Genomic DNA, 13,308 nt, shown 5'->3' with positions numbered 1-13,308 from the left:
CCCCCGGTGTCACGCCCCCCGCCCCTGCCGCGGCAGGTCCAGCGCCACCGCCGCCGCGGAGTCGCAGTACTCGCGCACCGCGCTCGTCCGGGCCACCACGCGCCCCCGGTGCACCACCACGCGGCTGTACGCCAGGGACAGCGCGCCTTCGAGGCTGTCGCCGCGGACGGCGAGGAGCTCGGCGGGGAAGCCCGCCTCGATCCTGACCGGCGGCAGCCCCATGGCCTCGCGAGCGGCCGAACTCACCGCTCCGTACGCCTCGTCGGGGCGCAGGTCGCCACGCGACGCCAGGAGGTACGCCGCCTCCAGGGGATCCGCGCGGCCCACGGGGTTCGCGACGTCCCGCAGCGCGCCGCTGCCCGCCGCGACCCGCACCCCCGCGGCGCGCAACAGGCGTACCGGAGCCGCGCCGTTGCCGCCCGGCAGCGTGCCGCAGCCGCCCTGCGGCAGGCACACGACCGTCACCCCGGCCGCCGCGAGCTGCTCCGCCGCGCGCGCCGCCACGTCGGACGGCAGCCGCCCCAGACCGCCGCACGGGCCGATCGCCACGCCGGTCCGCAAACCCCCGGCCATCGCGGCGAACCGGCCGAGGCGCGCCGGATCGCCGCCGTCCGTGTGCAGGTCCACGGGTCGGCCGTACTCCGCCGCGAGCTCCAGGACCGCCTCCGCGTAACCCGTCGGATCGGGGTCCAGATCCGGGCAACCACCCACTACGGAGGCCCCCATCCGCACCGCGTCCCGCAGCATCGCGACCCCGTCGGCCCCGGCCGCGCCCGTCAGGAGCCGCGGCACCGCGACGACGGACAGGTCGACGAGGCCGCGCAGCGACCTGCGCGCCTGGAGCACCGCCTCCAGACAGCTCAGGCCCTGCACGTCCCCGACGCGCACGTGCGCGCGCAGCGCCGTCGCCCCGTGCCCCAGCTGCAGCAACGCCGCCTCCGTGGCACGGCCCTGGACGTCCCGGGCGTCGTACGAGACGGGCCCCTCGCGGCGCGCGGACAGCGCGGTGTCGCTGTGGGCGTGCGGCTCGGCGGCGGCGGGCAGCAGCAGGAAGCCGCTCAGGTCCACGCGCGCGGCGTGCGCGCTGAGGCTGCCCGCCGTGCCGACGGCCTCGATGCGCCCGGAGCCGAGCCGGACGTCCACGGTCCTGCCGTCCGTGAGCCGCGCCCCGCAGAGCAGCAGGGCCCCGGACGCGGCGTCGGGCTCGGCGGAGTGGGGCTGCTGCGGCTGGCTGTCGGGCATCGCGCTCCTGGGGCTCGGGGGCGGCTGCGGACGGCTCGCAGCGTGCGGTGCCGTGCCCCGGCGCCGCCGCGCGGGCACGGTGCCGGGAGCGCGCGGACGCGGCTTCGGGCGCGCAAGATCACGCAGCGTGAGTCGAGCCTAGGACGGCGGCGGCCCCGCTTCGCGGAGGAGCGCAATAGTCGTACCGCTGTGGTGCGAGAGCCCTGCCGCAGCCGTGGAGCCGTGGTGCGGGCTTGGCTCAGCCGTGCCGGTGCGGCGCCGGTGAGCTCACGTACTGCCGTGGTGCCCGTGTGCTCGGACATCTGCGGATGGGGCTCCAGTGGGCCCGCGTACCGGTGTGGCGCGAGCGCATCATGAGGCGTTGCGATGCGTACGAGACGGGCTGATCGGGGCGGCTGTCACGACCCCGGACGGGCCTCGCGAAACGGATTTGGGCGAACGGCTGCCGAGCGTGTAATGTCTTCATCGCTCGCCCCAATAGCTCAGTCGGTAGAGCGTCTCCATGGTAAGGAGAAGGTCAACGGTTCGATTCCGTTTTGGGGCTCTGATGTGAAGGGTTCCTCGCTTCGGCGAGGAACCGGTCGCATCGCAGCGGTGTAGCTCAGTCGGTAGAGCAAGCGGCTCATAATCGCTGTGTCACCGGTTCAAGTCCGGTCACCGCTACACACAGTAGCCGATTGCGGGGTCGGTCCTTCGATCGGCTACTCTTTATGCGTTCATCCGTCCATCCGTCCGTCATAGGAGCACTCACGTGGCTGCCACCGACGTCCGCCCGAAGATCACGCTGGCCTGCGTGGAGTGCAAGGAGCGGAACTACATCACCAAGAAGAACCGGCGTAACAACCCGGACCGTCTTGAGATGAAGAAGCACTGCCCGCGTTGCAACTCGCACACCGCACACCGCGAGACGCGATAAACACAGGCTAGAACTAGAGGCCGTCCCCGTTCGTTCGGGGGCGGCCTCTAGTCGTTTGCGGATCCACGGATCTCGTTCAGGGATCCGCAGATCCATTTGTAGATCCAGTAGATCCGGAAGAGATCTGCTGGCCCCACTCTTCGTGGATCGCCGGTAGCGTCTCCTGGCCGGTCCGGAGCCCGGTGCGCAGCCCCTTTCGGCCCGCGCCGCGGATCGGTCCGGGTGCGCCGCCGGCGGCACCGGGCTCGCGAGAATCCGAGCTCATTGGAACCCAGCTGCAGGAGGTGCCGAGCCATGGCGCTCGACCAGTCCTTCGTCGGGCGGACCTACCCGCCCACCGACCCGTACGAGGTCGGCCGCGAGAAGATCCGCGAGTTCGCGGTCGCGGTGGGCGACGCCAACCCCGCGTACGCCGACCCGGCGGCCGCCCAGGCGCTCGGCCACCGGGACGTCCTCGCCCCGCCGACGTTCGTGTTCGCGATCACGTTCAAGGCCGCGGGTCAGGTCATCGAGGACCCGCAGCTGGGGCTCGACTACAGCCGCGTCGTGCACGGCGACCAGAAGTTCGCGTACACGCGCCCCGTGTACGCGGGCGACCGGCTCACCGTCACCTCGACCATCGAGGCGATCAAGTCGATGGCGGGCAACGACATCCTGGACATCCGCGGCGAGGTCCACGACGAGGCGGGCGAGCACGTGGTCACCGCGTGGACCAAGCTCGTCGCGCGAGCGGCCGCCACCGAGGAGGCGTGAGGCGATGACGGAGAAGATCGCATACGACGACGTCGAGGTCGGCACGGAGCTGCCGGCCCAGACCTTCCCGGTGACACGCGCCACACTGGTGCAGTACGCGGGCGCGTCCGGGGACTTCAACCCCATCCACTGGAACGAGAAGTTCGCGGTGGAGGTCGGCCTGCCGGACGTCATCGCGCACGGCATGTTCACCATGGCCGAGGCGATCCGCGTCGTGACCGACTGGACCGGCGACCCGGCCGCCGTCGTCGAGTACGGCGTGCGCTTCACCAAGCCCGTCGTGGTCCCGAACGACGACAAGGGCGCGACGATCGAGGTCAGCGCCAAGGTCGCGGCCAAGCTCGACGACAAGAAGGTCCGCGTGGACCTGCTGGCGACCAGCGCCGGGCAGAAGGTCCTCGGCATGTCGCGCGCGGTCGTGCGGCTGGCCTGACGGCGGCGAGGAAGCAAAGAGTAAGGGGCGTTCTCCATGGCGGGGCGCCCCTTACGCGTTGTGGCCCCCCGGTCTGATCAACGCGCCGGGCCGGGGCGGCGTTCCGGAGGTTCCGCCGACGCCGTTCCGCGCCCTTGACTTAGTTAGTGATTGAGTACTAACTTACTCGCATGGTCAGGATGAGTGCGGAGGAGCGGCGCGAGAGCGTCATCCGGGCGGCGATGAGCGAATTCGCCCGCGGCGGCTATCACGGGACGTCCACCGAGGCGATCGCCAAGCGTGTCGGGGTCTCGCAGCCGTATCTCTTCCGCCTCTTCCCCGGCAAGAAGGCGATGTTCCTCGCGGCGTCGGCGCGCTGCTGCGAGGAGGTCCGCAAGGTGTTCGAGGCCGCGAGTGAGGGGCTCGAAGGCGAAGAGGCCCTGCACTCCATGGCGCAGGCGTACCACGGCCTCATCACGGAGGACCCCGACAGGCTGCACATGCAGCTCCAGACGTACGTGGCCGTGGCCGCCGCCGAGGCGGCCGGGGACCAGGAGTTCGGCGAGATGGTGCGCGCCGGCTGGATGGAGCTGTGGGAGACCGTGCACCTGCCGCTCGGCGCCGACGTGGACGAGACGACGACTTTTCTGGCCTACGGGATGCTGCTCAACGCCCTGTCGGCCATGGGCTTTCCGCCCGAGCACCGGGTGTGGGAGGGGTTCTACGCATCGGCTCAGCCCCCGGGGGAGGCCCGAAGGCCCCAGCTCGCGGAGCGGCCGGAGACGGCCCGGCCCGCGGAGCGGTCACCGGGGGAGCGGCCCTAGCAAGGACGCCCCGTAAGGGGGCCTCGTAAGGGCGTCACGTAAGAGCGTTCAGTCGCGTCGCGGGGGAATCGGCGCGAGGGAGTCAGGGAATCGCGGTGAGCGCGTCCGGCTCCCGGTGGAATCGTCCGGGGTCCGGGCATTTCTCTGCCCGCGAAAGTTAGTCATCAATTACTAACCACTACCCAGTGTCTGGGGGAGCGATGTCACAGCAAGCAGCACCGCGCGGGGGAGTCGTGTGGGCCCTCGTCATCACCAGCGTCGCCGGGTTCATGGCAGCCCTCGACAACCTTGTCGTCACCACCGCGCTGCCCTCCATCCGGGAGGACCTCGGCGGCGGAATCGAAGACCTGGAGTGGACGGTCAGCGCCTACACGCTCACCTTCGCCGTGCTTCTGATGTTCGGCGCGGCCCTGGGGGACCGGTTCGGGCGCCGCAAGCTCTTCGGGATCGGCCTCGCCGTGTTCACCGGCGCCTCCGCGGCCGCCGCCCTCGCCCCCGGCATCGAGGAACTGATCGCGGCCCGCGCGGTGCAGGGCGTCGGCGCGGCCATCATGATGCCGCTCACCCTGACCCTCCTCACGGCCGCCGTGCCCGCGGCCAAGCGCGGGATGGCGTACGGGATCTGGGGGGCCGTCAACGGCCTCGCGGTCGCCAGCGGGCCGCTCATCGGCGGCGCCCTGACCGAACACGTCTCCTGGCAGTGGATCTTCTGGCTGAACGTTCCGCTGGGCATCGCCCTGCTGCCGCTCGCCCGCCTGCGCCTCACCGAGTCGTACGGCACCGGCGCCCGGCTCGACGCCGCCGGCACCCTGCTCGCCAGCGGCGGTCTGTTCGGCATCGTCTACGCCCTGATCCGCGGCAACATCGACGGCTGGACCAGCGCGCCCGTCCTGACCGGCCTGATCGCGGGCGCCGCCCTGCTCGCCGGCTTCGTGCACCACGGCATCCACAACCGGGCCCCGATGCTGCCCATGCGGCTGTTCCGCAACCGCGCCTTCTCCGCGATCAACGCCGCCAGCCTGCTGATGTTCGTCGGCATGTTCGGCTCGATCTTCCTGCTCGCCCAGTTCCTCCAGGGCGTGCTCGGCTACTCGCCGACCGAGGCGGGCCTGCGGATGCTGCCCTGGACCGGCATGCCGATGATCGTCGCGCCCATCGCCGGATACCTCTCCGACCGCATCGGCGGCCGCCCGATCGTCACCGCGGGCCTCGCGCTCCAGGCCATGGGCCTCGGCTGGTTCGCGATGATCGTGACCCCGGACGTGTCGTACGCCGCCCAGCTTCCCGCCCTGATCATCAGCGGCATCGGCATGGCCCTGTACTTCGCCCCGGCCGCGAGCCTGGTCATGTCCAGCGTCCGGCCCGCCGAACAGGGCATCGCCTCCGGAGCGAACAACGCGCTGCGCGAGGTGGGCGGCGCGCTCGGCATCGCCGTCCTCGCCTCGGTCTTCTCCGCGCAGGGCGGGTACGAGTCGCCGCGGGCGTTCGTGGACGGCCTGCAGCCCGCGCTGTGGGTGGGCGCGGGGGTCGTCGCCCTGGCGGCCGCCGCCGCGGCGCTGCTGCCCCGGCAGCGCCCCGAGCAGAAGCCGGCCACCGCTCCGGAGCAGGAGCAGGAGCAGGTGCCGGTCAGCGCGTGAGGCCGGTGCCGGGCGGCGCGCGCTCGCCCTCGACCGCCGGACGACGCGCCGTTCCTCCCGGCCATCCACCCACCCGCCCTTCCGGGCGGGTGGGTTCCCGCTTCCCCCGCCCCGGCGCCCCGGAGGCCCGCCGCCCGGGCGCCGGAGCGCGCCCGCATACCCTGGTGTGCGTGCAGGTACTTCACGACGCCCCCCTCGCCCCGCTGACCACCTTCCGGCTCGGCGGCCCCGCCGCCCGGCTGATCACCGCGACGTCCGACGCCGAGGTGGTCGCCGCCGTCCGCGAGGCCGACGCATCCGGTACGCCGCTGCTGCTCATCGGCGGCGGCAGCAACCTGGTCATCGGCGACAAGGGCTTCGCGGGGACCGCCCTGCGCATCGCCACCACCGGCTTCGCGCTCGACGGCGGCACGCTGGAGCTCGCGGCGGGCGAGGTGTGGACGGACGCCGTGGAGCGGACCGTCGCCGCCGGCCTCGCGGGCATCGAGTGCCTCGCCGGGATCCCCGGCTCCGCGGGCGCGACGCCGATCCAGAACGTGGGCGCGTACGGCCAGGAGGTCTCCCAGACGATCACCGAAGTGGTCGCCTACGACCGCAAGGCCGACGAGACGGTCACCCTCTCGAACGAGGAGTGCGGATTCTCGTACCGGCACAGCCGCTTCAAGGCCGACCCCGAGCGCTATGTGGTCCTGCGCGTGCGCTTCGCGCTGGAGGACGCGGACGGGATGAGCGCCCCGATCAAGTACGCGGAGACGGCCCGCACGCTCGGCGTCGAGGTCGGCGAGCGCGTCCCGGCCGCCGTCGCCCGCGAGACCGTCCTGAAGCTGCGCGCGGGCAAGGGCATGGTGCTCGACGCCGAGGACCACGACAGCTGGTCGGCCGGGTCGTTCTTCACCAACCCGATCCTCACCGACGAGGAGTTCGCCGCCTTCCACGCGCGCGTGGCCGACCGGCTCGGCCCGGACGTCGCCCCGCCCGCGTTCCCCGCGGGCGACGGCCGGGTGAAGACCTCCGCCGCCTGGCTCATCGACAAGGCCGGGTTCACCAAGGGCTACGGCCAGGGCCCCGCCCGCATCTCCACCAAGCACACGCTGGCCCTCACCAACCGCGGCGGCGCCACCACGGAGGACCTGCTCGCCCTGGCGCGCGAGGTCGTCGCGGGCGTACGGGACGCCTTCGGGGTCACCCTCGTCAACGAGCCGGTGACGGTGGGCGTCAGCCTGTAGCGCCGCCCCCGCGGCTCTCGCAGGCGCCACGGACCCCAGCGGCCCCGCGGCCCCACACGGGGCCCCGCAGGCGCTCAGTACGCCACGCCCACGCCCTGCTTCACCGTCGCCGGGTCGTCGATCATCGTCAGCATGGCGTGCGCCACGTCGGCCCGGGCGATCTCCCGCGCGCTGCGCGGATTGCGTCCGACAGCCGTCCGGTAGGTGCCCGTCAGCGGCTTGTCGAGGAGCCGCGGCGGGCGCACGGACGTCCAGTCCGTCGCGCTGCGCGCCAGCTCGTCCTCCAGGACGCGCAGATCCACGTACACCGGCTTGAACACTCTGCTCACCACGGCCAGCACGGCGCGGTCGAACAGCGGATCGCGCTCCGCCGCCCGGCCCAGCGGCGCCGCGCTCACCACCAGGAGGCGGCGCACGCCCTCCGCCTCCATGGCGCGCAGCACCGGCACGGTGAGGCGCGTCGCGATGCCCGTGCGCGCGTCCTCACGTCCACGCGCCCCCAGACCGGAGAGCACCGCGTCCCGGCCCGCCACGGCCCCGCGCAGCTCCTCCGCGTCCCCGAGGTCGGACCGGACCACCTTCAGACGGTCCCCGGTCGCCTTGAGGCGCGCCGGATCGCGCACCACGGCCGTGACCTCGTGCCCCGCCGCGAGGCCCTGCCGGACGATCTCCCCGCCGATGCCGCCGCTCGCCCCGAACACCGTGATCCTCATCGCGCCCTCCAGGTGGGTAAGTATTCACTCACCACTAGAGTGAGTATGTACTCACCCCGTCGTCAAGCCCGGTTGGAAGGTTCATGGAACGGCAGGCACCGCAGCGGCCCACACGCGAGCGCATCCTCGACGCGGCCCACGAGCTCATGTGCACGCTCGGCCTCGCCCGGGCCACCACCAAGGAGATCGCGAAGTCCGCGGGCTGCTCCGAAGCCGCGCTCTACAAGCACTTCGCGAGCAAGGAGGACCTGTTCGTCGGCGTCCTCCAGGAGCGGCTGCCCCGCCTCGGACCGCTCCTGCAGCGCCTCATCGAGGAGCCGGGGGAGCGCACCGTCGAGCAGAACCTCACCGAGATCGCCGTCCTGGCCTGCGAGTTCTACGCACAGAGCTTCCCGGTCGCCGCCTCCCTGTACGCGGAGACGAAGCTCAAGCGCCGCCACGACGACGCCATGCGCGAGCGCGGCATGGGCCCCCACATGCCCATCGAGGCCCTGGACGCCTATCTGCGCGCCGAGCGCGACGCGGGCCGCATCGCTCCCGACGCCGACACCTTCGCGGCGGCCTCGCTGCTCCTGGGCGCCTGCGCCCAGCGCGCCTTCGCCTACGACGCCACGGTCGGCAAGCGGCCCCCGCGGTCCGTCGACGCCTTCGCCGCCGGCCTCGCCCGCACGCTCCTCGCCGGCGTCAGTCGCTGATCCACTCGTCGATCCCGGCGAGCAGCTTCTCCTGCACGCCGCCGGGGGCGGCCGAGCCGCGCACCGACTGCCGTGCGAGCTCGGCGAGTTCGGCGTCGGTGAAGCCGTGGTGGCGCCGCGCGATCTCGTACTGCGCGGCGAGCCGCGAGCCGAACAGGAGCGGGTCGTCGGCCCCGAGCGCCATCGGCACCCCGGCGTCGTACAGCGTGCGCAGCGGCACGTCCTCGGGCTTCTCGTAGACCCCGAGCGCCACGTTCGACGCCGGGCACACCTCGCAGGTCACGCCCCGCTCCGCGAGCTTCTTCAGGAGCCGCGGGTCCTCGGCCGCCCGCACGCCGTGCCCGATGCGCCGGGCGTGCAGGTCGTCCAGGCAGTCGCGCACCGACGAGGGGCCCGTCAGCTCGCCGCCGTGCGGGGCCGCGAGCAGGCCGCCCTCCCGCGCGATCGCGAAGGCCCGGTCGAAGTCCCGCGCCATGCCGCGCCGCTCGTCGTTCGACAGGCCGAAGCCGACGATGCCGCGGTCGGCGTACCGGACCGCGAGCCGGGCCAGCGTGCGCGCGTCCAGCGGGTGCTTCATGCGGTTCGCGGCGACCAGGACGCGCATCCCCAGACCGGTCTCGCGCGAGGCGCTGTCGACGGCGTCCAGGATGACTTCCAGGGCCGGGATGAGCCCGCCGAGCCGGGGAGCGTACGACGTCGGGTCGACCTGGATCTCCAGCCAACCGGAACCGTCCCGGAGGTCCTCCTGCGCGGCCTCCCGAACCAGCCGCTGGATGTCCTCCGGCTCGCGCAGACAGGACCGCGCGATGTCGTAGAGCCGCTGGAAGCGGAACCAGCCGCGCTCGTCGGTGGCGCGCAGTTTCGGAGGGTTCCCGCCGGTCAGCGCGGCCGGCAGATGGACGCCGTACTTGTCGGCGAGCTCCAGGAGTGTGGAGGGCCGCATCGACCCGGTGAAGTGCAGGTGAAGATGGGCTTTGGGCAGCTCGCTGACGTCTCGTACACGCTCCATTCCAGGATCTTGCCGTACGCACCCCGGGTCCCGGTAGCCGCTTTTTCCCATGAGGTACGTCACCGAACGAAGGAACGGGCCTTCCGCATCACGTGATGCGGAAGGCCCGTTCCCCGGGGCGGCGGGGGTCAGTCCCGCGCCTCCGCCAGCAGCTTCTGGATCCGCGAGACGCCCTCGACGAGGTCCTCGTCACCCAGGGCGTACGAGAGCCGCAGATAGCCCGGCGTGCCGAAGGCCTCGCCCGGGACGACCGCGACCTCGACCTCGTCGAGGATCAGTGCGGCCAGCTCGACGCTGTCCTGCGGACGCTTGCCGCGGATCTCCTTGCCGATGAGGCCCTTCACCGACGGGTACGCGTAGAAGGCGCCCTCGGGCTCGGGGCAGAGGACGCCGTCGATCTCGTTCAGCATCCGCACGATCGTCTTGCGGCGGCGGTCGAAGGCCTCGCGCATCTTCTCGACGGCGGTCAGATCGCCCGAGACGGCGGCGATGGCGGCGGCCTGCGCCACATTGGAGACGTTGGAGGTGGCGTGCGACTGGAGGTTCGTCGCGGCCTTCACCACGTCCTTCGGGCCGATGATCCACCCCACGCGCCAGCCGGTCATCGCGTACGTCTTCGCGACGCCGTTCACCACGATGCACTTGTCGCGCAGCTCGGGCAGGAGCGCGGGCAGGGAGGTGAACTCCGCGTCCCCGTAGACCAGGTGCTCGTAGATCTCGTCCGTCAGGACCCACAGGCCGTGCTCGTGCGCCCAGCGGCCGATGGCCTCCGCGTCCTCGCGGCTGTAGACCGCGCCCGTCGGGTTCGACGGCGACACGAAGAGGACGACCTTCGTCTTCTCCGTGCGCGCGGCCTCCAGCTGCTCGACGGAGACGCGGTAGCCGGTGGTCTCGTCGGCGACGACGTCGACCGGGACACCGCCCGCCAGACGGATCGACTCCGGGTACGTCGTCCAGTACGGCGCCGGGACGATGACCTCGTCACCCGGGTCGAGGATCGCGGCGAAGGCCTCGTAGATGGCCTGCTTGCCGCCGTTGGTGACCAGGATCTGGGAGACCTCGGGCTCGTAGCCGGAGTCGCGGAGGGTCTTCGCGGCGATCGCGGCCTTCAGCTCGGGCAGACCGCCCGCGGGCGTGTAGCGGTGGTACTTCGGGTTCTTGCAGGCCTCGACGGCCGCCTCGACGATGTAGTCCGGGGTCGGGAAGTCGGGCTCGCCCGCGCCGAAACCGATCACCGGGCGCCCGGCGGCCTTGAGGGCCTTGGCCTTGGCGTCGACGGCGAGGGTCGCGGACTCGGAGATCGCGCCGATGCGGGCGGAGACCCGGCGCTCGGTGGGTGGAGTGACAGCGCTCATGCGCCCATCGTTCCAGACCTCGCGGGGCCCGGGCACACGGGTTTGCCGGACCCGTGATCGCCTCCGGACCGACCGGCGGAACCCGAGCTGTTCGACGGGGCGCCCCGGACCACGTACACTCACTCGTCGTTGGCCCTCACCGGCCGTTCCTTCCACCGCACTCCGTGCACATGGTCGGATGCGGTAGGTTGGGGGAAATCAAAGGGTCGTAGCTCAATTGGTAGAGCACTGGTCTCCAAAACCAGCGGTTGGGGGTTCAAGTCCCTCCGGCCCTGCTACACACACCTTCGCCAGGATGTGTGCGCATGTACGTACTGCAATGCACCGCCGTGCGGCTCAACCGGGCGCGGCACGGCCACGACCCGGAATCAGGTGAGGACGAGTGACGGACGCCGTGGGCTCCATCGACATGCCTGATGCCCAGGACGAGGCGCCGGAGTCCAAGAAGACCCGCAAGGGCGGCAAGCGCGGCAAGAAGGGCCCCCTGGGCCGTCTCGCGCTCTTCTACCGCCAGATCGTCGCCGAGCTCCGCAAGGTCGTCTGGCCCACCCGGAGTCAGCTCACGACGTACACCACCGTCGTGATCGTCTTCGTCGTCATCATGATCGGTCTCGTGACCGTGATTGACTACGGCTTCAGCCACCTCATCAAGTACATCTTCGGCTAGACCGAAAGCGAAGGGCGCCGCTCCAGGCGCCCCTTTCGCGCGTTCCACCCCTTGTATCCAGGAAGAAGCAGCCACCGTGTCTGACCCGAACCTGAACGACGCCATCGAGTCGGCGGAGTCCGTGGAGGACCAGATCGACATCGTCGAGGCGGCGGACGCCGTGGACCCGGACGAGGTCGAGGCTGCCGACGCCGCCGCCGGTGAGGCTGCCGAAGAGGCCGCTGTGCACGAGGACGACGACGCCGAGGCCGTCGCGGAGACCGACGAGGACGCCGCTGCCGCCGAGCTCGTCGAGGACGACGCCGAGGCCGAGGCCGCCGCCGAAGAAGAGGCCGAGGTCGAGGAAGAGGCCGAGGAGGCCGAGCCCGCCGCGCCGGTCGACCCCGTCGCCGCCCTCCGTGACGAGCTCCGCGGCCTGCCCGGCGAGTGGTACGTCATCCACACCTACGCCGGTTACGAGAACCGCGTGAAGACCAACCTCGAGCAGCGCGCCGTCTCGCTCAACGTCGAGGACTACATCTTCCAGGCCGAGGTGCCCCAGGAAGAGGTCGTCCAGATCAAGAACGGCGACCGCAAGACGATCCGCCAGAACAAGCTCCCCGGCTACGTCCTGGTCCGCATGGACCTGACGAACGAGTCCTGGGGCGTCGTCCGCAACACCCCCGGCGTCACCGGCTTCGTGGGCAACGCCTACGACCCGTACCCGCTGACCCTGGACGAGATCGTCAAGATGCTCGCCCCGGAGGCCGAGGAGAAGGCCGCCCGCGAGGCCGCCGAGGCCGAGGGCAAGCCGGCTCCGGCCCGCAAGGTCACCGTCGAGGTCCTGGACTTCGAGGTCGGCGACTCGGTCACCGTCACCGACGGCCCGTTCGCCACGCTCCAGGCGACCATCAACGAGATCAACGCCGACTCGAAGAAGGTCAAGGGCCTCGTCGAGATCTTCGGCCGCGAGACCCCGGTCGAGCTCAGCTTCGACCAGATCCAGAAGAACTGACGCGACGCTCTTCCGACAGGGCCCCCGACCAGCGGCTTTCCGCCGGTCGGGGGCCCTGTCGCACACCCGGCCGCACCCCCGAGCGGAGCAAATGTGTTCCGCACCACAACCATCGGCCGGGTCGGGCTGTCTGACCTGGTAGACGGAACCGCCCGGCCTTCCCGCCGCTCTCCACGACTCACCACCCACGCCCACGGGGATTCCTGCACCTCTGGCGCGGCGATTTGTGGTGCTCTGCTGCGGTATGGCCGGACGGGCTCACTCACCACGAGCAAGGGGACACCTCATGAGAGCTCGTAAGACCGCGATCGCCGCCTCCGCCTGCACCTTCGTGCTGCTCGCCGGCGGCACCGCGCTCGCCGGCACCGGCCCCGCCCCCGCACCCGACGCCCGCAGGGCCGCGCCCCAGTCGACGGCGCCCTCCGCGGACGGCAACCCGAGGAGCGCCAAGGCACAGGCCGCGGGGGTCTGTGCCGACGCCTACCAGATCGGGACCACCGCCTACATCGACAGGAAGGGCGCGCACGCGGCGTCCGTCAAGCAGTTCTACTCGCCCTCGTGCAAGAAGAACTACGGCTACGTGTGGGTGTGGAAGAGCTTCCGCGACAAGATCAAGGACTACGACGTCAGCACCGGCGTCTACAGCTACGCCCGGGACGAGATCGTCGGCCAGGACTGGTGGAACCGCACCAACAGCGCGGAGTTCTGGTCGCTGCCCGCGGACACCGCCGCCGAGTGCACCGCGGCCATCGGCCAGCTGCGCGCTCCCGGCGACGCGCTGCCGGGCCAGGCGCTGACGTCCAAGCGCTGCTGAGCGGGGCCGTCCCCCAAGTGCCCGCTCGGCGGGGCCGCCCTCCCGGCCCTG

Annotated in this window: 14 protein-coding genes and 3 tRNA genes; 13 read left to right on the top strand and 4 right to left on the bottom strand. The window is 71.6% G+C overall.

All coding sequences use genetic code 11. The features are described 5' to 3' along the window. Positions 1-9: 9 nt before the first annotated feature. Positions 10-1,242, bottom strand: a complete 1,233-nt coding sequence (locus IG74_RS0135045; RefSeq protein ID WP_030685539.1) for an amidohydrolase family protein — start codon at positions 1,240-1,242, stop codon at positions 10-12. Between the two features lie 471 nt (positions 1,243-1,713). Here IG74_RS0135045 and IG74_RS0135040 point away from each other — a divergent pair. From IG74_RS0135040 to IG74_RS0135005, 8 genes are all read left to right on the top strand, one after another. Further along, positions 1,714-1,786: transfer RNA gene (locus IG74_RS0135040), tRNA-Thr, on the top strand. Positions 1,787-1,832: 46 nt separating this feature from the next. Next, positions 1,833-1,905: transfer RNA gene (locus IG74_RS0135035), tRNA-Met, on the top strand. Positions 1,906-1,993: 88 nt separating this feature from the next. Then, entirely contained in the window at positions 1,994-2,158 is a 165-nt protein-coding gene (gene rpmG / locus IG74_RS0135030) for a 50S ribosomal protein L33 (protein WP_003956487.1), read from the top strand. A gap of 294 nt (positions 2,159-2,452) precedes the next feature. After that, the gene (locus IG74_RS0135025; protein ID WP_030685536.1) at positions 2,453-2,911 is read left to right on the top strand and encodes an FAS1-like dehydratase domain-containing protein; all 459 of its coding nucleotides are present in this window, start codon (positions 2,453-2,455) and stop codon (positions 2,909-2,911) included. 4 nt (positions 2,912-2,915) lie between these two features. Further along, positions 2,916-3,344: a MaoC family dehydratase gene (locus IG74_RS0135020; protein ID WP_030685533.1), complete on the top strand. Its 429-nt coding sequence runs from the start codon at positions 2,916-2,918 to the stop codon at positions 3,342-3,344. Positions 3,345-3,514: 170 nt separating this feature from the next. After that, a complete protein-coding gene (locus IG74_RS0135015) occupies positions 3,515-4,147 on the top strand; it encodes a TetR/AcrR family transcriptional regulator (RefSeq protein ID WP_051856003.1) in 633 nt (210 codons plus the stop codon). Positions 4,148-4,347: 200 nt separating this feature from the next. Continuing rightward, positions 4,348-5,784 carry an MFS transporter gene (locus IG74_RS0135010; RefSeq protein ID WP_030685528.1) on the top strand — a complete coding sequence of 479 codons (1,437 nt, stop codon included), beginning with the start codon at positions 4,348-4,350 and terminating at the stop codon, positions 5,782-5,784. A 170-nt stretch (positions 5,785-5,954) separates the two neighbouring features. Next, positions 5,955-7,010: a UDP-N-acetylmuramate dehydrogenase gene (locus IG74_RS0135005; protein ID WP_030685526.1), complete on the top strand. Its 1,056-nt coding sequence runs from the start codon at positions 5,955-5,957 to the stop codon at positions 7,008-7,010. Positions 7,011-7,084: 74 nt separating this feature from the next. Here IG74_RS0135005 and IG74_RS0135000 read toward each other — a convergent pair whose 3' ends face one another. After that, positions 7,085-7,723, bottom strand: coding sequence for an NAD(P)-dependent oxidoreductase (locus tag IG74_RS0135000; protein WP_030685524.1), 639 nt, complete (start codon positions 7,721-7,723; stop codon positions 7,085-7,087). Positions 7,724-7,806: 83 nt separating this feature from the next. On the opposite strand from IG74_RS0135000, the gene IG74_RS0134995 reads away from it, so the two are divergent. Then, a complete protein-coding gene (locus IG74_RS0134995; protein ID WP_030685522.1) occupies positions 7,807-8,418 on the top strand; it encodes a TetR/AcrR family transcriptional regulator in 612 nt (203 codons plus the stop codon). Here IG74_RS0134995 and IG74_RS0134990 read toward each other — a convergent pair. Continuing rightward, positions 8,408-9,427 carry an adenosine deaminase gene (locus IG74_RS0134990; protein WP_030685519.1) on the bottom strand — a complete coding sequence of 340 codons (1,020 nt, stop codon included), beginning with the start codon at positions 9,425-9,427 and terminating at the stop codon, positions 8,408-8,410. The genes IG74_RS0134995 and IG74_RS0134990 overlap by 11 nt on opposite strands. 128 nt (positions 9,428-9,555) lie before the next feature. Then, positions 9,556-10,782: a pyridoxal phosphate-dependent aminotransferase gene (locus tag IG74_RS0134985; RefSeq protein ID WP_030685517.1), complete on the bottom strand. Its 1,227-nt coding sequence runs from the start codon at positions 10,780-10,782 to the stop codon at positions 9,556-9,558. Between the two features lie 202 nt (positions 10,783-10,984). Between IG74_RS0134985 and IG74_RS0134980 the strand changes: the two genes are divergently transcribed. The 4 genes from IG74_RS0134980 to IG74_RS0134960 all read left to right on the top strand — a co-directional run bounded on the left by IG74_RS0134980 (position 10,985) and on the right by IG74_RS0134960 (position 13,257). Further along, positions 10,985-11,057, top strand: a tRNA-Trp gene (locus IG74_RS0134980). Positions 11,058-11,164: 107 nt separating this feature from the next. Beyond that, positions 11,165-11,449 (top strand): preprotein translocase subunit SecE, encoded by a 285-nt coding sequence (gene secE, locus IG74_RS0134970; RefSeq protein WP_030685514.1) that lies wholly within the window; start codon positions 11,165-11,167, stop codon positions 11,447-11,449. Positions 11,450-11,525: 76 nt separating this feature from the next. Continuing rightward, positions 11,526-12,443: a transcription termination/antitermination protein NusG gene (gene nusG / locus IG74_RS0134965; RefSeq protein WP_030685513.1), complete on the top strand. Its 918-nt coding sequence runs from the start codon at positions 11,526-11,528 to the stop codon at positions 12,441-12,443. A 286-nt stretch (positions 12,444-12,729) separates the two neighbouring features. Further along, a complete protein-coding gene (locus IG74_RS0134960) occupies positions 12,730-13,257 on the top strand; it encodes a hypothetical protein (RefSeq protein WP_030685510.1) in 528 nt (175 codons plus the stop codon). Positions 13,258-13,308: the final 51 nt, after the last annotated feature.

The organism is Streptomyces sp. NRRL B-1347, assembly GCF_000720325.1.
Lineage (GTDB): Bacteria > Actinomycetota > Actinomycetes > Streptomycetales > Streptomycetaceae > Streptomyces.
Note: the sequence above shows the minus strand (reverse complement) of the source record. Positions and strands in the feature narration are given on the sequence as shown.

What these genes read in the sequence shown, in the direction of transcription:
- IG74_RS0134985 (WP_030685517.1), bottom strand. Translation starts at nt 10,782, where the DNA reads ATGAGCGCTGTCACTCCACCCACCGAGCGCCGGGTCTCCGCCCGCATC.
- IG74_RS0134990 (WP_030685519.1), bottom strand. Translation starts at nt 9,427, where the DNA reads ATGGAGCGTGTACGAGACGTCAGCGAGCTGCCCAAAGCCCATCTTCAC.
- IG74_RS0135020 (WP_030685533.1), top strand. Translation starts at nt 2,916, where the DNA reads ATGACGGAGAAGATCGCATACGACGACGTCGAGGTCGGCACGGAGCTG.
- IG74_RS0134960 (WP_030685510.1), top strand. Translation starts at nt 12,730, where the DNA reads ATGAGAGCTCGTAAGACCGCGATCGCCGCCTCCGCCTGCACCTTCGTG.
- IG74_RS0135000 (WP_030685524.1), bottom strand. Translation starts at nt 7,723, where the DNA reads ATGAGGATCACGGTGTTCGGGGCGAGCGGCGGCATCGGCGGGGAGATC.
- IG74_RS0135010 (WP_030685528.1), top strand. Translation starts at nt 4,348, where the DNA reads ATGTCACAGCAAGCAGCACCGCGCGGGGGAGTCGTGTGGGCCCTCGTC.
- IG74_RS0135025 (WP_030685536.1), top strand. Translation starts at nt 2,453, where the DNA reads ATGGCGCTCGACCAGTCCTTCGTCGGGCGGACCTACCCGCCCACCGAC.
- IG74_RS0134995 (WP_030685522.1), top strand. Translation starts at nt 7,807, where the DNA reads ATGGAACGGCAGGCACCGCAGCGGCCCACACGCGAGCGCATCCTCGAC.
- IG74_RS0135045 (WP_030685539.1), bottom strand. Translation starts at nt 1,242, where the DNA reads ATGCCCGACAGCCAGCCGCAGCAGCCCCACTCCGCCGAGCCCGACGCC.
- IG74_RS0135015 (WP_051856003.1), top strand. Translation starts at nt 3,515, where the DNA reads ATGGTCAGGATGAGTGCGGAGGAGCGGCGCGAGAGCGTCATCCGGGCG.